Below are 18,641 nucleotides of genomic sequence, written 5' to 3'. Positions count from 1 at the left end.
CCGATGGCCGCGCCTGGTCCGTTCACGGCGGACCAGCTTCGTTCGAAGGACCCCTACGAGCTCTCCAACGGACACGCGATCTTCACTCCGCCGACGGGACAACGCGGCGGCAGCTCGAACCGCGCGGGCGGGCAGGTGCTCGGTACGGATCCGAAGGTCGAGTCGGCGGGGATCGACGTCGGCGTCTCGACGGGCCCGAAGGAGCTGCGAGCGCCCGACATCTCCGTCGGCAACGTCAAGGACGAGCCGGGGTGGGCGACCACGGCGCCGCTCCTCGCGGTCGAATACGCGGACGTCGGACAGAACGAGGACGACCTGCACACGAAGATGCAGGAGCTGTTCGCGGCGGGAACGCGCATCTTCTGGGTCGTGCGCCTCGTCGGCCCTCGCTGCGTCGAGGTGCACGAGCCCAAGAAGCCGATCCGCGTCGCTCTGCCGGGGGAGCTCCTCACCGCGCCCGGCATCCTGGCCAACCCCGTCCCGGTCGAGGCCCTCTACGATCGCGACGCCGCCGACGTCGCCACGCTGAAGAACCTCCTCAACCGTCAGGGCTACGAGGACCTCGACGCGGTGCTCGAAACCGGCCGCGAGGAAGGTCGCGAGGAAGGTCGCGAGGAAGGTCGCGAGGAGGGCCTGCGCGACGCGCTCTCGGGTGTGCTCGCCGCGCGCGGGCTCGAGCCGACCGAGGCGCAGCGCGCCCGCATCGCTCATGAGAAGGACCTCCACACGCTCTCCCGGTGGGTCACGGCGGCAGCCACCGCCACGAGCTGCGCCGCCGTGCTCGCGACGAGAGAGAGCGAGAGCGAGAGCCGACCGAAGACGACGCGCCGCAAGTAGCTTCGCGTGTCCGCGGCGCGAGCGTGAGCGCAGCGGGCTCGCCGGTGGTGCAGCGTAGCGAACGGCAGATCCCGCCAGCGGCGTCAGGCGCGCATCAACGTGTCTTCGGGACGTGGATGCGGCCGGCGACGACGTCGGCGCGGAGGTCCTCGACCTTCGCCTTCACCGCGGCGGGGATCGCCGCGGCGTGGGGGCCCTCGTGGACGTAGTCGACGCCCTCGTCGGCGAGGCCGAAGACGTGCGCGCCGGCGACGAAGCGGTCCTCGAGCACCGCCTTGATCGTCTCGAAGACCGCGACGTCGACGCGCTTGATCATGCTCGTCACGACGACGCCCGGCATCTCGTCGTGCTGGTCCGCGTCCACGCCGATCGCGAGCGCGCGCGCGTCCGCCGCCGCCTCGAACACCCCGTGCCCGGTCGAGCCCGACGCGTGGTAGAGGACGTCGCTCCCGGCCGCGATCTGCGCGTTCGCGAGCGCCTTGCCCTTCGCCGGATCGCGGAACGCGTCCGGCGTCATCCCGGCGTAGGCCGCGTGCACGGTGCAGCGCGGACACGCGGCCGCGACGCCGGCGGCGTAGCCGGCCTCGAACTTGAGGATGAGCGGGCCCGTCATGCCGCCGACGAAGCCGACGTGGCCCGTCTTCGACATCAGGCCCGCGACCGCGCCGACGAGGAAGGAGCCCTCCTCTTCGCGGAACGAGAGCGCGGCGACGTTGGGTGGGACGCCGTCCTTGCCCTCCGCGTAGTCGACGCCGGCGAAGCGGATGTCCGGGTACGCCCGCGCCACCGCGTCGATGTCGCTCGAGAAGATGAAGCCGACGCCGATCACGAGGTCGAGCTTCCGCGCGGCGAAGAGGCGGAGCGCGGCCTCGCGGTCCTCCGTGCTCGACGGCTCGAGGTAGCTCACCTCCACCCCGAGCTCCGCCTCCGCGCGCGACACCCCGAGGTACGCCGCGTCGTTGAAGCTCTTGTCGCCGCGCCCGCCGACGTCGAAGACGAGCCCGACGCGCGCGCGCGGATGCTCGTTCCTCCGCTTGTCCGCCGCCGACCGCGCCGGCAAAAACGTCACGACGGCGGCGAGCGCGACGAGCGCGAGCACCACGCGCGTGGGGCCCCAGCTCACTCCGCGGCCTTCTCCGGCGCGTCCTTCGGCTCGTCCTTCCGCTCCGCCTTTACCTTCGCCCACGCGGCGCGGGCGCGCGCGAGGCCGCGGCCGTCGCCGTGCGCGTCGACCTCGATGAAGATCTTGCGCATCGTCGTCATCTCGGCGCGGATCCGGCGCTCGATCTCGTTGATCGTCGCCTCCACCTCCTCGACGACCATCCCTTTGCGGAACCCGATCTTCATCGAGAGGATGACGACGTCGGGGCCGACGTGGAACGTGAGGAGCTGCGTCACCTTCTCGACGCCGGGGGTCCCCTCCGTGATCTCGAGCGCGTGGCCCTCCTCCTCCGGCTCCGCGCTCGCGCCGATGAGGAGCGAGTGCGTGATGCGCGCGAGCACGATCGCGACCGCGGCGAGGAGGAGGCCGATGCACACGCTGCCGACCGGGTCGAGGAGCGCGATGCCGGTGAGCTGGCTCGCGAGGACGGCGACGAACGCGATCGTGAGGCCGAAGAGCGCGGTCGTGTCCTCCGCGAGGACGAGCGGGATGGTGGGGTCGCGCGTCTCCTTGATCGCGTCGATCCAGTGCCGCCCCTTCGCGAGCACCTTGAACTCGCGCCACGCGACGCGGAAGCTCATCGCCTCGAAGACGAGCGAGACGCCGAGCACGCCGTAGCTCCACCAGCGCGAGCCGGTCTCCGCCTTCGGATGGAGGATGTGGTGCACGCCGTCGTAGACCGCGAACGCGCCGCCGAGCGTGAAGAGCATCAGCGAGACGACGAACGGCCAGAAGTACTTCTCGCCCGAACGACCGAACGGGTACTTCGCGTCGGGCGGATGCGCGGCGAGGCGCATCCCGATGAGGAGCAGGCCCTGGTTGCCGGTGTCGGCGACGGAGTGCACCGCCTCCGCGAGCGTCGCGGTCGAGCCGGAGAGGAACGCCGCCCCGAACTTGCACGCCGTGATCGCGAGGTTCCCCGCCAGCGCCGCGATGACGACCTTCCTCGTGTCCGCCGCCCCCTCTCCGCCGCCGGCGCTCACGGTTTGTCCGCCTGCTTGCTGGTCGGCGTGAGGATCGTGACGACGCGGACGCGGGCGCGCGCGCTCTGGAGGAACTCGGTCTCCGCCGCGCGCAGGCGCTCGACGACGAGCCAGCGGCGGAGGTCGGCGCGGACCTTGTCGAAGGGCTTGCCGCGGAACGGGTGGAGCATCGCGCGATGGGCCTCGCGCAGCGCGTCCTCGCTCACGGCGAGGATCGGCGTGATGGTGCGGTCGACGTAGAAGGCCGCGCGCGCCTGATCGCGGAGGAACGCGAGGAGCTCGTCCTCCTCGATCCCTTCCCGCTTCATCACGTCGAGGAGGACGTTCGGGCCGCCGATCCGTTGCTCGAGCTCGCTCCGACCTTCGAGCGCGAGGCGCCCGAGGTCGGGCGGCTCCACCCCGCGCTGGATCATCAGGTTGGCGAGCATCGTGCGCGCGACGAAGCGATCGAGCGCGGCGCGGACGTAGCGCTCCGGGTAGTCGCTGGCCTCGAGCGGGGCCTGCTCGACGAGCGCCTCGATGCGCGTGAAGAACGCGAGCTCTCGCTCGGTGATGAAACGTGGCCGCGCGGCGCCGCCGGTCTCGGGCGTCACGAAGCGCACGGCGACACGATCGCCACGCGTCGACTCCGCTCCGGCGGGGGCCGCGAGCGCGAGGGACGTCAGGAGCACGGCGGCGAAGAGACGACGCGTTCCCACGGCAGTCAGGAAGAGGAGCCGCCTTTGGTGTCGAGCGAAGGTGAGCTCGGCGGATCGACGATCCGCCCCGAGCGCGTCGCGGCCGGCACGTCGCGCTCGTTCATCATGTGCTCGTGGTGGTGCGCGAAGCCCCGCGCCGCGCGCCGCGCCTTCAAGAACTCGGCGAACGAGACGAGGAGGTCGAGCTCGCGCGGACCGAGCGCCTCGCCGAGATCGACGAGGAGCTTCCGCAGCGACTCCGCGTTGCGCTGGCGGCGGCCGCTCTGCGACTTCGGCGCGTCGTCGCTCCCCGCGACGGCGGGGACGTCGGTCGAAGACGGCGGCGCGCCCGGCGCCGGTAGGCTCGTCGGCGCGAGGCTGTCGGGCGCGGCCTCGTCGGTCGAGTTCGGCGGCGCGTCGCTCCATCCCGGCCGCGGCACCGCCTGGATCGCGTGCGCGTTGAGCCACGCCTCCATGAAGGTGCGCAGCCGCTCGCTCCGGAACGCGAACCAGCGCTCGCGATCGGCCGAGTAGGTCATCAGCACGTCCTTGAAGCGACGGAACGCGCCCTTGCCGTCGATCGCGTGGGCGAGCTTCCCGCGAAGCTCCGCCTCGTCGACCATCGGGATGAAGCGCTCCATCCAGCGGTACTGCTCGCGGGACGACACGGGATCGATCCGCAGGTAGTTCGTGTCCGCGCTGATGCGCGCGTGCATCTGCGGATCGGCGACGCCGTCGACGACACGCAGCACCTCGCCCGTGGTCAGGTGCAGATAGCTGTGCACCTCGGGCGCGTTGTTCTCGAATGCATCCTCGAGCGCCTCCCAGTCCACGGGGACTTCCCGTAGGGGGGCCGTCGGATGACGGTCATTGGTCATGGATAGTCTCCCTTTCGAAGGCAAGCCGTCCTCGGGGGCTGACCGAGGGGAGCGCGCGCGTGGGCTGAACGCCGTGCTCCTCAGTTCGAAGCGAATAAGAAGATCTCAAGCGTCGCACGCCTCGACGAATCGTGGAAGCGGATCGGACGTGTCGGACACGGTGCGCATCGTGCCTCAGCCAAGGACGTCTTAGGATGCCGCGCGGGGGCCCCTGGTTTGCGCGATCGCGCGCCGCCACCTCGCGATGTGCTCCTCGCGCTCCGAGGCCGTAAAAACAGGCTCGAACGTACGGTCGACCTTCACCATCTTCGACGCAGCGGCGAGGTCCGTCAGGCCCGCCCCGATGCCGGCGAGCATCGCCGCGCCGCGGCCGGTCGACTCGACCTCGACCGGCCTCACCACCTTCACCTTCGCGATGTCCGCCTGGAACTGCACGAGGAGGTCGTTCTTCGACGCCCCTCCGTCGACGCGGAGCGACGCGAGCGGGCGGCCCGCGTCCTTCGTCATCGCCTCGAGGAGGTCCCAGACCTCGAACGCGATCCCCTCGAGCGTCGCGCGCGCGAGGTGCGCCGCGGTCGTGCCGCGCGTGAGTCCCACGATCGTCCCGCGCGCCGATTGATCCCAGTACGGCGCGCCGAGGCCCGCGAGCGCGGGGACGAACGCGACGCCCTCCGACGACGCGACCTTCCGCGCGAGCTCCTCGATCTCGGGCGCGCTCTTGATGAGGCCGAGCCCGTCACGGAGCCACTGCACCGCCGCGCCGGCGATGAACGCGCTGCCCTCGAGCGCGTAGGTCACGTCGTCGCCGATCTGCCAGCCCACCGTCGTGACGAGGCCGTGCTGGCTCGGCGTCGGCGTCTTGCCGATGTTCATGAGCGCGAAGGCGCCGGTGCCGTACGTGCACTTCGCGTCGCCCTCGGTGAAGCACGCCTGACCGAAGAGCGCGGCCTGCTGATCGCCCGCGATGCCGGTGATCGGGATCCCGTCCGGCAAGAAGCCGACGCCCTTCGTCGTGCCGATCGGGCCGGCGCTCGGCACGATCTTCGGGAGCACGCTCGCCGGCACCGCGAAGAGCTTCAGCATCTCGTCGTCCCACGTGCGCGTCGCGAGGTCCATGAGGAGCGTGCGCGACGCGTTCGTCACGTCGGTCGCGTGGACCTCGCCGCCGGTGAGGCGCCACACCACGAACGAGTCGATCGTCCCGAACGCGAGGTCGCCCTTGTCCGCCCGCGCGCGCGCGCCGGAGACCTCGTCGAGGATCCACGCGATCTTCGTGCCCGAGAAGTACGCGTCGATGACGAGGCCGGTCTTCTTCCGGACGCTCGCTTCGGCGCCCTCCGCCTTGAGGCGGTCGCACGTCGGCGCGGTGCGCCGGCACTGCCAGACGATCGCGCGATGGACCGGCTTGCCGGACTTGCGGTCCCACACGAGCGTCGTCTCGCGCTGGTTCGTGATCCCGATCGCGCCGATCTCGGTCCCCGCGACGCGCGCGGCGGCGAGCGCGCCCTCGACGGACGCCTCGACGCTCCGCCAGATCTGCTCCGCGTCGTGCTCGACCCAGCCCGGCTTCGGGAAGTGCTGCTCGAACTCGACGTTGGTCTTCCCGAGGACCTCGCCCTCGAGGGTGGAGACGATGGCGGTCGAGCCGGTGGTGCCTTGATCGATCGCGAGGAGCTTCTTGGCCATGGGGCGTCCGAGCATACGCTACAATCGCGGCTCATGAGCACGGCCGAGATCCAGGCGAAGCATGCAAAGTACATCCTTACCCCGTGGGCGGCGCAGGGCGGCCTCGTCGCGCCCGTCATCGTCAAGGGCGAGGGCTCGTACCTCTTCGACGTCGACGGCAAGAAGTACCTCGATCTCGGGAGCGGCCTCATCGCGGTGAACCTCGGGCACGGCCACGAGAAGGTCGTCGCCGCGATCCAGGAGCAGGCCGCGACGCTGTGCTACGCCGCGCCCTCCTTCTTCCACGACAAGCGCGCCGAGCTCGGCGAAGAGCTCTCCGCGATGAGCCCATGGGCCAAGGACGGCGGGGCGCGCACGTTCTTCACCACCGCCGGCGCCGACGCGAACGACGACGCGGTCCGCATCGCGCGCGCGTACACCGGCCGCACGAAGGTGCTCTCGGCGTACCGCTCGTTCCACGGCTCGAGCGGCACGTCGATCATGCTCACCGGCGAAGACCGGCGCTGGGGCGGCGAGCCGGGGCCGCCGTCGATCATGCGCTTCTGGGCGCCGTACCCGTACCGCTCGCCGTTCTACGCGACGACGCCGGAGGAAGAGACCGCGCGCGCGATCGAGAGCCTCGAGCGCGTGCTGATGCACGAGAACCCGAAGCACGTCGCCGCGATCCTCATCGAGCCCGTCGTCGGCTCGAACGGCGTCATCGTCTACCCCGACGGCTACCTCCCCGCGCTCCGCGCGCTCACCGAGAAGCACGGCATCCTCCTCATCGCGGACGAGGTCATGACCGGCTTCGGCCGCTGCGGCCCCGCCTTCGCGGTGCAGAAGTACGGCGTCGTCCCCGACATGATGACGTTCGCGAAGGGCGTCACCTCCGCCTACGTGCCGCTCGGCGGCGTGATGGTGCGCGAGAAGATCGCGGCCGCGTTCGACGCGCGCGCGCTGCCGAGCGGGCACACGTACTCGGGACATCCGCTCGCGATGGCGGCGGGCCTCGCCACGCTCCGCGCGTACAAGGAGGACAAGGTCTTCGACAAGGGCGCCGCGCTCGAGCCGCTCCTCCGGAATGGGCTCCTCGCGCTCGCGGAGAAGCACAAGGTCATCGGCGAGGTCCGCGGCGCGGGCGCGTTCTTCGCGCTCGAGATGGTGAAGGACCGCGCGACGAAGGAGCCGCTCGTCGCGTGGCACGGCGAGGGCGGGCTCGGCGTGATGAAGGCGTTCTACGGTGAGCTGCGGAAGCGCGGCGTCTACACGTTCGGTCGCTACAACGTCACGATGGTCGCGCCGCCGCTCACCGCGACGAAGGCCGAGATCGACGAGGGCTTGAAGGCGCTCGACGAGTCGCTCACCGCGTTCGAGGCCACGCTCTAAGCCACTCTCCCGGGGGGGACATGTCGATCGATCTCGACCTCGCGCTGCCCTATCTCTCGCCGTCGCAATCGCCGGAGGACACCGCGCCCGTGCACGCGTACGGCTCCGCCGACGCGCCGATCGTGCGTCCGTTCTCGCCTTCCCTCCTCGTCAGCTACGTCATCGACGAGCCGGGCGCGCTCCTCTTCGTGCGCGAGCGCGACGTCCCCGCGAAGGGCACCGCGCGCGAGGACCTCCACGCGCGTGCGCTCACGAACCTGCGACGCCGCGTCGAGCGGAAGACGGTCCGCTTCGAGCCGCGCGGCCCGATCTCTCGCGCGCGCCTCGACGGCCAGCACGACGCGAGCCTCTTGCTCCTCGACGAGATCTGGGACGCACCGGAGCGTCTCGCCGGTCACGAAGGTGACCTCCTCGCGATCGTCCCGGCGCGCGGCACCCTCGTCTTCACCGCGACCGCACGCGCAGGTGCGATGCAGGAGCTACGCGCCCACACCGAGCGCCCCTCCCTCTCTGCGGAGATCTTCGTGCGCCGCGACCGCTGCTGGCACCCGCTCCCGATCGGAACCGCTTGATTCTCAACGCAGGGGCTGCGCCCCTGCACCCCGCTCGCAGCTAGGACGCGGCCGAATCTTCAGCGCAGGGGCTGCGCCCCTGCACCCCGCTCGCAGCTAGGACGCGGCCGAAGACGGCCGCATCCTCTGCTGCTCGCTTTCGACCGACCGTGCGGCAGCTTTCGATCGGAGCTGCTTGATCCGATCGCTTTGACTCCGCCCGGAGACGTCGCCTGAGCGAGGTCGGATCCATATTCAACGCAGGGGCTGCGCCCCTGCACCCCGCTCGCAGCTAGGACGCGGCCGAAGACGGCCGCATATTCAACGCAGGGGCTGCGCCCCTGCACCCCGCTCGCAGCTAGGACGCGGCCGAAGACGGCCGCATCCTCTGCTGCTCGCTTCCACTGCTGGGGTGGTCGGGACCGAGCCTGCGTCCGGCACGGACGGTGCACCACTTCTTTGCGTCGCGGACGGGAGCCGAACCCCGCTGCGGCGCTCTTTCACGAGCCCTGTCACAGCGTCGGTCCCGCGGCCCACTCCTCCCTCCGCGGGACCAACGCTGTGGCGGGGCGCGTGCTTTTTGTCGTACCGTGCGCGGCGATGAGCGCGGAGAGCGACAAGCCCGAGCCCGCGTCGGCCGCGCCCGAGGCCGCCGCGCCCGAGGCGGCGCCGGCGAAGCGCGATTGGATGGCGCACGGCTCGCGCTCGCGTCGCGTGCTGATCGGGCTCGCGATCTACGTCGCGTGTTTCGTCGTGTTCGCGATCATGGCGGGGGAGCGGATGGTGCGGCACACGCCGTACAACCACTACGCGCTCATGGCCGACGCGTGGCTCCACGGGCGTCACGACATCGGCCAGCCTCCGAGCTACACCGGCATGAACGACTTCGCGCTCTTCGAGCAGAAGTGGTTCATCAGCTTCCCGCCGTTCCCCGCGCTCCTGATGGCGCCGTTCGTCTGGCTCTCCGGCAGCCCCGAGAACTTCCGCGACGGGCAGCTCGTCGTGTGGCTCGCCGGCGTCGGGCCGGCGGTGATGTTCCTCGTCTTCGAGAAGCTGCGCCGCACGGGGCGGTCCGCGCGCACGGAGGTCGACAACGTCCGCCTCGCGCTGCTGTTCGCGTTCGGCACCGTCTACTTCTTCACCGCCGTGCAAGGCACGGTCTGGTTCGCGGCGCACGTCGTCGGGGTCGGCCTCGCCGCGCTCTTCGTGCTCTTCGCGCTCGACGCGGAGCGGCCCGCGCTCGCCGGCGCGATGCTCGGCTTCATGTTCCTCACCCGCACGACGACGACCCTCACCGCCGTCTTCTTCGCGTTCGAGGCCGCGCGCGTCGCGTACGAGGCGAAGCGCGAGGACAAGTCGCTGCCGACCGAGGGCGACCTCCTCGATCGCGCGCAGGCGCTGATCGCGGGGATCGACCGCGCGACGTTCGTGCGCCTCGTCGTGCGCTTCTCGCTCCCCATCCTCGCCTGCATCGCGTTCGCGTCGTGGTTCAACAACGCGCGCTTCCACACGCTCTCGCCGTGGGCGTTCGGGCACGAGTACCTCCAGGTCGGCTGGAAGACGCGCATCGATCGCTGGGGCCTCTTCAGCTTCCACTTCCTCCCGCGGAACCTCTCCGTCATGCTCGCGAGCCTTCCGTGGAAACCACCGCCGAGCGAGGCGAAGGTGCCGCTCGAGCTCCTCGGGATGACGTTCCAGGTCCCGCGCTGGATGATCAGCGGGCACGGCCTCGCGCTCTGGTGGACGACGCCGTTCTACCTCTGGCTCGCGCGGCCGAAGAAGGTGGGCTTCCTCTGGGGCGCCGCCGCCGTCGCCGCGGCGGGGCCGCTCGTGATGAACCTCCTCTACCAGAACAGCGGCTGGTTCCAGTTCGGGTACCGCTTCTCGAACGACTACGCCGTCTTCTTGTTCGTGCTCCTCGCGATCGCGACGCCGCGCCTCTCGCGCGTCTTCTGGGTCGCGGCGGCGTGGGCGATCGCGTGGAACCTCTTCGGCGCGCTCAGCTTCGAGCGCGCGAAATACGACGCGTTCTACTCGCACGAAGCGGCCGCGCCGTGGCGCAAGTACGGCGGGACCGCCACGCAAGACCTCGTCTTCCCTGCGGACTGAACCATGCGCATCGCCCTCCTCGCCCTCGTCGTCGTGACAGCTTGCGGCAAACCGCAGCTCGTACCGCGCGCCGCGCCCGGCGTCGTCGTCGCGTCGATCACGGTGACGAGCCCCTCCTTCACCGAGGGCGGCCGCATCCCCGTCGACTGCACCTGCGACGGGAAGGAGGTCATGCCCGAGCTCGTGATCAGCTCGCCGCCGGAGGGGACGAAGTCGCTCGTCGTCACGGTCGACGATCCCGACGCGTCGTCGGGCGTGTTCGTCCACATGGTCGCGTTCAACCTGTCGCCCGATCTCCGCAAGCTCGAGTCCGGCACCGAGCTCACGAACGCGGGCGAAGGCGCGCGCTTCGGCCTCAACGACTTCTCCGTCGCGCACTACTCCGGCCCCTGCCCGCCGAAGGGCGAGGCGCACCGCTACCGCTACCGCGTCACCGCGCTCGACACGATGCTGAACCTCTCGGAGGGGACGCCGCGCTCGCAGATCGACGAGGCCATCGACGGCCACATCCTCGGCGAGGGCGTCCTCAGCGGGCACTTCGGCCACTGACGACTGACCACTGACGCGCGCGCTCAGCTCACGAGAGCGCGTCGGCGGGCGGCGGCGTAGCGATCGGCGTCGACCTCCTTGCCCGCCACCCACGCCTCGAGCGCGGGCACCACCGTTTTGTCCCACGCGGGGGAGAGGCGGAGCGCGAGGAAGTCGCGGTAGAGCGCGGTCGTGAGCCCCTCGACGTCGCGGACGAAGTGCATGCGATCGTAGAACGCCGCGTCGGCGAGGACCGCGTCGGCGTCCGCTTCCTTCTTCGCGCGCTTGCGCGGCGCCCGCGGAGCCGCGTCGAGCGCGGGCGCCTCCTCCTTCTCCTTCTTCGGCGGGAGCAGGTTCGCGAACGCGAGCGTCTCGCCGCGCAGCGTGAGCGTGCACTCGTGGTCGCCGAAGGAGAGGTGGAGCCCCGCGCGCTCGGGCGTCTTCCCGCGGAGCAGCGCCTCCTTCGCCTCGCGATGAAGCCCCGGCGCCGTGCCCTTGATCGTCGTCGACTCCTTGCCTTCGTCGAGCACGAGGCGCCCCTCGACCCAGAGGCCGAACGAGCCGTGCTCCTTCGTCGAGAGCGTCGCCTCGAAGACCTCGCTCTCGAACCACAGCCACAAGAGGAGCTCACGCCCGACGAAGCGCCGGAGCTCGATGCGGTCGGCCAGATTCAGCTCGCTCATCTCTCTACTCCTCCGCCGCCGCGTCGAGCGGGCGGCGCCCGGCGAGCGAGACCATCTCCATGTCCTGCCACGCGCTCCGCTGCGCCTTCTCGAGGCCGACGCGCTCCGCGAGCGTGAACGGCGACTCGGGGACGAGCGCGAGGCCGAACGTCTGCTTGAACAGCTCCATCATCTGCGCGCCCGGCTTCGACGCGTGGGAGAAGAAGCGGACGACGCCCTCGTTCAGCGACCACGAGAGATCGATCGTGCGCGTCGACGGCTCGGCCGCGCGGCGGAGCTTCTTCGTCACCATCAGCTTCAGCTCCGCCTTCTCCGTGCGCGAGAGGCGCTCGCGGCCCTTCTTCTCGAGGTACGCCGCCTCCGCCGCGCGGAGCGTGCTGCGGACGAGCGAAGGCGAGAGCTTCCAGCGATCGGTGCGGAAGCCGAGGTTGACGTACTCGTTCCAGAACACGTCGTCGTGACCGAGGTCGACGACGAACGGCTCGCCGATCTTCGACCAGCCGCTTCGTTCGAGCTCCTCGTCGTCGGGCTCGAGCGGCCTCATCGCGCGGAGGCGAACGACCTTGAGGAAGCGCTCTCGATGATCGGCGGGGAGCTCGCCGTCGACGAAGAAGCGCGCGTACGTGAGGGAGCCTTTGAGCGCGGGCACGCCGCCCGTCTACCACGCGCCGCGCGATCGGCGAGCCCGGACACGAAGAATCGCGCGCGCTGGGGTAGAGCTGTGGAGAGTGTGTGGGGAGCGTGTGCCTAGCGTGGGAGAGGATCGTGGACGACCTGTGGCGATCGTCGCCGGCGTTACTTCTTCTTCTCGTCGCGGGTGATGGTGACGGAGTTGATCTTCACCGGGGTGACCGGGCGTTCGCCGGCGAGGGGGACGCTCGCGATGTCGTGGACGAGCTGCTCGGGGCCGCACTCGCCGAAGATCGTGTAGTTGTTGTCGAGGTGCGCCGCGGCGGCGTCGGTGATGAAGAACTGCGCGCCGTTCGTGTTGTTGCCGCGGTTCGCCATGCAGAGGAGACCCGCGCGATCGTGCTTCGCGCCCTCCCAGATCTCGTCCTTGATCACGTAGCCCGGCTCGCCGGTGCCGTTCCCGAGCGGATCGCCGCCCTGGATCATGAACCCTTTGATGATGCGGTGGAACGTCGTGCCGTCGTAGGCCGGGCGCGTCACCCACGTGCCGCTGCGCGAGTCCTTCCACGCGCGCTTGCCGGTCGCGAGGCCGATGAAGTTCGCGACCGTGATCGGCGCCTTGTCGTCGAACAGCTTGCACTGGAACTTGCCCTTGCTCGTGTCGATCGTCGCGACGATCGGACCTGCACCCTTCAGGTCCTTCGTCGCCTCCGCGAGCGTGAAGCTGCCGTTGTGCGGATCGCCGCCCGGCTTGCCGGGCTCCTTCGGCTTGTCGTCGGTCTTCGGCGCGCTGCCGGGCTCGTCGTCCTTCTTTCCTCCGCCCGTGCTCGCGGCGGCGGCCTGCGTCGCGACCGGGGCCGGCGCCGGTTCGGGCTGCGGCTCCGGCGTCTTGTTGCACGCGACGAGAGCGAGGGCGGCGATGGCAATGAAACGGGAGCTCATGGGCCCGTTTTTACCCTAGCGGGCCGCGAAAGGGATCGTGATCCGTTGCCCCGGCTGGACGCCGTGCTTGCGGGACCAGCCGCCGTTCACCTCGAGGACGTAGGCGGACTCGCAGTCGACGCTCCGGATCGTGTCCGTCAGCGGGGCCGCGCCTTCGACGATGCCGACGATGAGCCCGTCGGTGTCGACGAACATCATGTCCAGCGCGATGCATGTATTATGCATCCAAAAGGTGTGCACGCTCCGCTTGTCGAGCTTGAAGAACATGCCCTGATCGTCGCCCATCGAGCGCCGGTACATGAGGCCGCGCTCGACGTCGCGCGGGGTCCTCGCCAGCTCCGCCGTGATCTTGAGCTTCGGGCCGTCGCCGCCGACGTCGAGGAACGTGATCTCGTCCGCGGGCATGCGCCCGCTGCCCCCCGGGTCCGGCGGACAGGCGGCCGCGCTCGCGTTCGGAGGGATCCGCGGCGCCGTGTCCGCCATCTTCACGACGCAGCGGCCCTCGAGCGATCCCGGCGCGGCGCCATCCGCGGGCTCCGGCGCGGACGCGCTGGCCGCCACCGCGCGCGGCTTCACCGGCGGCACGCTCACCGGCGGCGGGGCGGGCTCCGGCTCCGCCGGCGTGCGGCTGCACGCGGCGACGGCGGTGAGGCCTACGAAGATCGCGAGGCGCATCGCGCCGGACTCTGCCACGCGCGTCCGAAGCGCGAACACAAAAAAGCGGCACCGCGTCCGGGCTCGGGGGGGGGAAGCCTCAACGCGGTGCCGCCCGCCTGTAATGCGAGCTCCGTGCCGAGAGCTAAGTCCGCGAAAGCGCCCGTCGCGGGTCGCTCCATCTTTCAGTTAAGAAAGGATCGCCGACATGCATGAAAGGGTGCGCCGGCCAGCGCCGCCGCAATGCGCGACACTTACGCGCGAAGCGATCGCAGACCCGCGCGGTGGACCTTCCCCGGGAGCTGCCGTCCGACGATGCCCTCTGCCGCACGCGCGGCCTCGACGAGCCGCTCGAGGTCGACGCCCGTCTTCACGCCCATGCCCTCGAGCATGTAGACGAGGTCCTCCGTCGCGACGTTCCCCGCGGCGCCGGGCGCGTAGGGGCAGCCGCCGAGACCGCCGACCGCGGCGTCGAAGTGGCGGACGCCGAGCTCGAGCCCGACGACCACGTTCGCGAGCGCGGTGCCGCGGGTATCGTGCATGTGCATCGCAACGGCGTCGACGGGGAGAGCATCGAACGCCCGCGCGATGATCTCGCGCGTTTGTCGGGGCGTGCCGGCGCCGATCGTGTCGCCGAGGGAGATCTGGTAGCAGCCCATCTCCTTCAGCCGGAGCGCGATCGCGATCGACTGCTTCGGATCGACCGCGCCCTCGTAAGGACACCCCCACACCGTGGACACGTAGCCGCGGACGCGCATGCCCGCGTCGCGCGCGGGGCCGATCGTCTCCTCGAACGCGGCGAAGGTCTCGTCGATCGTCTTGTTGATGTTCTTCTTGTTGTGGGTAGGGCTCGCGCTCATGAAGACCGCGACCTCTTTCATCCCCGCCGCCTTCGCGCGCTCGAGCCCCTTCGCGTTCGGGCAGAGCGCGGTGAACGCGACGTCGGGATGGGCGGGCGCGCGGGACGACTGGACGACCTCGCAGAGATCGTCGGCGTCGGCGAGCTGCGGGATCCATTTCGGCGAGACGAAGCTCGTGATCTCGATCCGCTTGAGGCCGGCCGCGACGAGGGCGTCGACGAGGCGGAGCTTGCCCGAGAGCGGGACCGTGACGCCTTCGTTCTGCAGCCCGTCGCGCGGAGAGACCTCGTAGACGCTCACGGCGTCGGGGACGGCGGAAAAGAGGTCGGGGGACGAAGCGGCGCTCACCCTCTTCTTCTCGTACGGCGCGGGCTTGGACGCAAGGCGACGATGTGGGTATGCTGCCGCTCCGATGAGCGAGGAGCGCGGAGCCGCCAGCACGTTGAAGGGCCGCCTGGCCGACGTCTACGTCCCGGCGCTGGTGTCCAACGCGCTCCCGGCCCTCTCGAAGCGACTCGGCAACCGCGCGACGATCGACGATCCGCTCTTCGGCCGCGCGTCGACGCTCTCCTCGATCGACCCGCTCCTCGAGCGCTTCGCCGCCCATTTCAAGGGCGCGACCTACCGCCACGTGGCCTCGGCGACGGGCGTCGACCGCGACGTCTCGGAGGGCGTCCTCACCCGCGGCGGCGCCGACGTCCCGATCGCGGTCGTGGCCGAGCGCCGCCGCCTCCGCGAGATCGAGCTTCGCCTGTACTATACATCCGGTCAAAACGAGCGCCGCGCCCGCGCGCCGATGCTCGAGGCCAACCCCGACGCTGCGGTCCCGCAGGTCGTCCTCCACGTCCTCGACGCGCTGCGGAAGGGCGCGGTCGAGCGCGTGCTCGCGGCCTTCGAGGCCTCGGCGCGCTTCGTCGATCCCGACGGCAAGGCGTACGCGAAGAAGGACGGCTCGATGGCGGCGTTCGTGAGCGACGTCGGCAGCCGCATGCAGATCGCCCCCGCCGGCGCCGCCGACGACGGCCGCTGCTGCTGCGTCGAAGCGGTGATCTCGCGCACGCGCCCCACCGGCGATCCGGAGCCCGCCGCCCTGACCTTCGAGCGCGGCGACAGCGGCCTCCTCCGCGAGCTCCGCTTCTACTACGAGCCCTGACGACCGCGCATCGCCGCGGTCAGACGAGCTTCGAGACGGCTTTGCCCAGCTCCTCGCAGCAGGACTCGTATTTGAGGTCGCCGTTGCCGCCAGCGTCGAAGTGGAGGCGCACGTCGGTCGGGCCCTTGCCGTGGGTCGGGCACTTCGCGGCGGCGAGGCGCGCGCCGACGTCCTTCGCCGCTTGCTTGAGCGCCGTCTTCACGCTCGCGTCGCGCACGTCGTCGACCGGCATGACCTTTCGCCCCACCATCACCGTCACTCGAACGGGAACCATGACGCGAGGGTATCAGGCGTCCGGCCCGAGGTGCATGCGCCGCTCGACCTCCGCGAATTTCTTCTCCGCGGCGGGCTCCGGCGAGAGGCAGATGAGGACCACCCACGCGACGACGATGACGAGCGCGCCGAGCAGGATCCCCCACGAGAGGCCGGGTCCGACGAGCGCGCCTGCGCTAGCCTTGTCGTAGGCGACGAGCATGATGAAGCCGAAGTACGTCCCCATCATCAGCGCACGAAGCTCGATCTCCGCCGCCATGTTCGCGCGATCCTACGCCGTCGGCGTTGTTGCGATCGTGCTCGCATCGACGGGGTGCAGCGGCGACGAGCGCGCCGCGCCGTCGGCGGCGGACACGCCGGCGCAGCAGCTCGTGATCCCGCCGATGGACGCGGGGGCCGCATCACGGGACGAGACCGCCGCGCCGGCCGCGACCGAGCCGCCGCCGCCGCCGGAGCCCGCGACGACCGACGAGATGCCGCCCGACACGCGCGACCCTCGCGCCAAGAGCGCGCCGCGGCAGCGCGCCGTCCTCGAGGTGGAGGCGCAGAACCTGGAGCGGCTGCTCGTGACGACGCCGGCGACGAGCAGCACGCGCCCGCACCTCTTGAAGCGCCTCACGGCGGCGTACGGCGAGCTCGCGCGCGGAGCGAGCGGCGCGGACGCGGCGCAGGCGCGGAAGCAGGAGGCCGCGCACTGGACGACGCTGCTCAACGACCATCCGTCGACCGCCGGGCTCGACGAGGCGCGCTACTACCGCGGGCTCGCCTACGAGCTGAGCGGAGAGCCGCAGCGGGCGCGCAGCAGCTACTACGACCTCATCAAGACGAGCCCGCAGTCGAAGCTCGTTCCGTACGCGTACTTCGCCTTCGGGCAGATGTTCTTCGACGACGCGCGGCAAGACCCGAGCAAGTACGCGCTCGCGGAGCAGGCGTTCGTCGAGGTGCTCAAGTACCCGCCGCCGGCGAACGGCATCTTCGCTTACGCGCTGCTCCGCCTCGGCGAGACGGAGCTCGCGCTGAACCAACCCGCCAAGGCCAAGGCGCACTTCGATCGCCTGCGCCGCGACTTCCCGGGGAGCCCCGCGACGACGCACGTCCCGCCGTGACGGGACCGTGACGGCTACAGCCCGACGAGGCGCATCTGCCGGCGGTTCGTCGGCGAGAACGGGATCGCGTACTGCCCGCTGAAGCAGGCATGACAGAAGTGCGAGGGCGGCATGTCCGGCGCGTTCGGGCCGCCCATCGCGCTCACCGCGTTCACCATCCCCTCGAGCGAGAGGTAGCCGAGCGAGTCGGCGGTGACGTAGCGCGCGATCTCCTCGACGGAGTGGCTCGACGCGATGAGCTCGCGCCGCGTCGGCGTGTCGATGCCGTAGTAGCAGGGCCACTGCGTCGGGGGGCTCGAGATGCGGAGGTGCACCTCGCGCGCGCCGGCGTCGCGCACCATCTTGACGATCTTGCGCGAGGTGGTGCCGCGCACGATCGAGTCGTCGATGACGACGACGCGCTTGCCCTTGAGGATCGGCTCGACCGGGTTCAGCTTCAGGCGCACCCCGAAGTGGCGGATCGACTGCTGCGGCTCGATGAAGGTGCGGCCGACGTAGTGCGAGCGGATGAGCCCCATCTCGAAGGGGACGCGCCGCTCGCCGGCGTAGCCGATCGCGGAGGGGACGCCGGAGTCGGGGACGGGGATCACGACGTCGGCGTCGACGGGGGACTCGCGCGCGAGCACGCGACCGAGCTCCTTCCGGACCTCGTAGACGCTGCGCCCGGCGAGGCTCGAGTCGGGACGTGCAAAGTACACCCATTCGAAGATGCACTGCTTCGGGACCTCGTTCACGGGGAGGCGCACGCTCTTGATGCCGGACGCGTCGATGACGAGCATCTCGCCGGGCTCGACGTCGCGCACGTACTCGGCGCCGATGAGGTCGAACGAGATCGGCTCGCTCGCGATGACGTGCGCGTCCTTGCGCGAGGGGAGGATGCCGAGGCAGAGCGGGCGGATGCCGCGCGGGTCGCGGACCGCGATGACGGAGTCGCCTTCGAGGAAGAGGAGCGAGTACGCGCCGTGGACGCGGGAGAGCGCGTCGACGACGCGGTCTTCGAAGGCGATCTCCTTGCTCCGCGCGACGAGGTGGACGAGCACCTCGGTGTCGGAGGTCGACGAGAAGATGGAGCCCGCGGCCTCGAGCTCGGCGCGGAGCTCGTCCGCGTTGGTGAGGTTGCCGTTGTGACAGACCGCGAGCGATCCCTTCGCGTAGTCGACGGCGAAGGGCTGCGCGTTGCGGAGGTGCGAGCCGCCGGCGGTGGAGTAGCGGACGTGCCCGATCGCCATCCGCCCCGGCAGCTTCGCGAGCTGATCCGCGCTGAAGGCGTCCTGGACGAGCCCCATCGCGCGGTGGGCGTAGAGCTGCTCGCCGTCGCTCGTGACGATACCGGCCGACTCCTGCCCGCGGTGCTGGAGCGCGTGGAGCCCGAGGTAAGTGATGTTCGCGGCCTCGCCGTGCCCGTAGATCGCGAAGACGCCGCATTGATCGTGGAAGTGATCGTCGCTCTCTTCGTCGATCGTCGGCCCACGCCGCTCCCCAGCGACCACGGCGGGATCGAGGACGGTGAGCCGGCGCTTCATGAGGCCCCGGAACCTAGTCGGCTAGCGCCCGGGGCGCC

General features: G+C 70.6%; 20 protein-coding genes. 7 read left to right on the top strand and 13 right to left on the bottom strand.

Annotation, left to right across the window (positions count from 1 at the left end; translation table 11 throughout):
- Positions 1 to 3: 3 nt before the first annotated feature.
- Positions 4 to 837, top strand: coding sequence for a Uma2 family endonuclease (locus KF837_10730; protein ID MBX3227783.1), 834 nt, complete (start codon positions 4 to 6; stop codon positions 835 to 837).
- Between the two features lie 94 nt (positions 838 to 931).
- Here the strand turns inward: KF837_10730 and KF837_10725 are convergent, their stop codons facing one another.
- From KF837_10725 to glpK, 5 genes are all read right to left on the bottom strand, one after another.
- Complete coding sequence (locus tag KF837_10725) at positions 932 to 1,960, bottom strand: BMP family ABC transporter substrate-binding protein (GenBank protein ID MBX3227782.1); 1,029 nt, start codon at positions 1,958 to 1,960, stop codon at positions 932 to 934.
- Entirely contained in the window at positions 1,957 to 2,982 is a 1,026-nt protein-coding gene (locus KF837_10720) for a cation transporter (protein MBX3227781.1), read from the bottom strand. The genes KF837_10725 and KF837_10720 overlap by 4 nt, the downstream gene beginning before the upstream one ends.
- Positions 2,979 to 3,680, bottom strand: a complete 702-nt coding sequence (locus tag KF837_10715) for a hypothetical protein (protein ID MBX3227780.1) — start codon at positions 3,678 to 3,680, stop codon at positions 2,979 to 2,981. The genes KF837_10720 and KF837_10715 overlap by 4 nt, the downstream gene beginning before the upstream one ends.
- Before the next feature lie 5 nt (positions 3,681 to 3,685).
- Positions 3,686 to 4,537 (bottom strand): hypothetical protein, encoded by an 852-nt coding sequence (locus tag KF837_10710; protein MBX3227779.1) that lies wholly within the window; start codon positions 4,535 to 4,537, stop codon positions 3,686 to 3,688.
- Positions 4,538 to 4,726: 189 nt separating this feature from the next.
- Entirely contained in the window at positions 4,727 to 6,223 is a 1,497-nt protein-coding gene (glpK, locus tag KF837_10705) for a glycerol kinase GlpK (GenBank protein ID MBX3227778.1), read from the bottom strand.
- A 33-nt stretch (positions 6,224 to 6,256) separates the two neighbouring features.
- Between glpK and KF837_10700 the strand changes: the two genes are divergently transcribed.
- The 4 genes from KF837_10700 to KF837_10685 all read left to right on the top strand — a co-directional run bounded on the left by KF837_10700 (position 6,257) and on the right by KF837_10685 (position 10,800).
- On the top strand, positions 6,257 to 7,591 hold the full coding sequence (locus KF837_10700; GenBank protein ID MBX3227777.1) for an aminotransferase class III-fold pyridoxal phosphate-dependent enzyme: 1,335 nt from the start codon (positions 6,257 to 6,259) through the stop codon (positions 7,589 to 7,591).
- 20 nt (positions 7,592 to 7,611) lie between these two features.
- Positions 7,612 to 8,163, top strand: coding sequence for a hypothetical protein (locus KF837_10695; protein ID MBX3227776.1), 552 nt, complete (start codon positions 7,612 to 7,614; stop codon positions 8,161 to 8,163).
- A gap of 579 nt (positions 8,164 to 8,742) precedes the next feature.
- Complete coding sequence (locus tag KF837_10690) at positions 8,743 to 10,251, top strand: hypothetical protein (GenBank protein ID MBX3227775.1); 1,509 nt, start codon at positions 8,743 to 8,745, stop codon at positions 10,249 to 10,251.
- A 3-nt stretch (positions 10,252 to 10,254) separates the two neighbouring features.
- A complete protein-coding gene (locus tag KF837_10685) occupies positions 10,255 to 10,800 on the top strand; it encodes a YbhB/YbcL family Raf kinase inhibitor-like protein (protein MBX3227774.1) in 546 nt (181 codons plus the stop codon).
- A gap of 23 nt (positions 10,801 to 10,823) precedes the next feature.
- Here the strand turns inward: KF837_10685 and KF837_10680 are convergent, their stop codons facing one another.
- The 5 genes from KF837_10680 to KF837_10660 all read right to left on the bottom strand — a co-directional run bounded on the left by KF837_10680 (position 10,824) and on the right by KF837_10660 (position 14,848).
- Positions 10,824 to 11,462 carry a hypothetical protein gene (locus tag KF837_10680; protein MBX3227773.1) on the bottom strand — a complete coding sequence of 213 codons (639 nt, stop codon included), beginning with the start codon at positions 11,460 to 11,462 and terminating at the stop codon, positions 10,824 to 10,826.
- Positions 11,463 to 11,466: 4 nt separating this feature from the next.
- Complete coding sequence (locus KF837_10675) at positions 11,467 to 12,111, bottom strand: hypothetical protein (GenBank protein MBX3227772.1); 645 nt, start codon at positions 12,109 to 12,111, stop codon at positions 11,467 to 11,469.
- A 146-nt stretch (positions 12,112 to 12,257) separates the two neighbouring features.
- Positions 12,258 to 13,034: a peptidylprolyl isomerase gene (locus KF837_10670; GenBank protein ID MBX3227771.1), complete on the bottom strand. Its 777-nt coding sequence runs from the start codon at positions 13,032 to 13,034 to the stop codon at positions 12,258 to 12,260.
- 15 nt (positions 13,035 to 13,049) lie between these two features.
- Entirely contained in the window at positions 13,050 to 13,709 is a 660-nt protein-coding gene (locus KF837_10665; protein MBX3227770.1) for a DUF192 domain-containing protein, read from the bottom strand.
- Between the two features lie 233 nt (positions 13,710 to 13,942).
- Positions 13,943 to 14,848 (bottom strand): hydroxymethylglutaryl-CoA lyase, encoded by a 906-nt coding sequence (locus KF837_10660; GenBank protein MBX3227769.1) that lies wholly within the window; start codon positions 14,846 to 14,848, stop codon positions 13,943 to 13,945.
- A gap of 112 nt (positions 14,849 to 14,960) precedes the next feature.
- Between KF837_10660 and KF837_10655 the strand changes: the two genes are divergently transcribed.
- A complete protein-coding gene (locus KF837_10655; GenBank protein MBX3227768.1) occupies positions 14,961 to 15,701 on the top strand; it encodes a hypothetical protein in 741 nt (246 codons plus the stop codon).
- 19 nt (positions 15,702 to 15,720) lie between these two features.
- Here KF837_10655 and KF837_10650 read toward each other — a convergent pair whose 3' ends face one another.
- Together KF837_10650 and KF837_10645 are read right to left on the bottom strand one after the other, a co-directional pair.
- Positions 15,721 to 15,975 carry a hypothetical protein gene (locus KF837_10650; GenBank protein ID MBX3227767.1) on the bottom strand — a complete coding sequence of 85 codons (255 nt, stop codon included), beginning with the start codon at positions 15,973 to 15,975 and terminating at the stop codon, positions 15,721 to 15,723.
- A 12-nt stretch (positions 15,976 to 15,987) separates the two neighbouring features.
- Positions 15,988 to 16,233: a DUF485 domain-containing protein gene (locus tag KF837_10645; GenBank protein MBX3227766.1), complete on the bottom strand. Its 246-nt coding sequence runs from the start codon at positions 16,231 to 16,233 to the stop codon at positions 15,988 to 15,990.
- Here KF837_10645 and KF837_10640 point away from each other — a divergent pair.
- Positions 16,232 to 17,080, top strand: coding sequence for a tetratricopeptide repeat protein (locus KF837_10640; protein ID MBX3227765.1), 849 nt, complete (start codon positions 16,232 to 16,234; stop codon positions 17,078 to 17,080). The two genes, KF837_10645 and KF837_10640, sit on opposite strands and share 2 nt — an antisense overlap.
- A 14-nt stretch (positions 17,081 to 17,094) precedes the next feature.
- Here the strand turns inward: KF837_10640 and KF837_10635 are convergent, their stop codons facing one another.
- On the bottom strand, positions 17,095 to 18,603 hold the full coding sequence (locus tag KF837_10635) for an amidophosphoribosyltransferase (protein ID MBX3227764.1): 1,509 nt from the start codon (positions 18,601 to 18,603) through the stop codon (positions 17,095 to 17,097).
- Positions 18,604 to 18,641: the final 38 nt, after the last annotated feature.

The sequence above is a fragment of the Labilithrix sp. genome (assembly GCA_019637155.1).
Classification (GTDB): Bacteria; Myxococcota_A; Polyangia; order Polyangiales; family Polyangiaceae; genus Labilithrix.
This window is presented reverse-complemented; position numbering and strand designations above follow the sequence as displayed.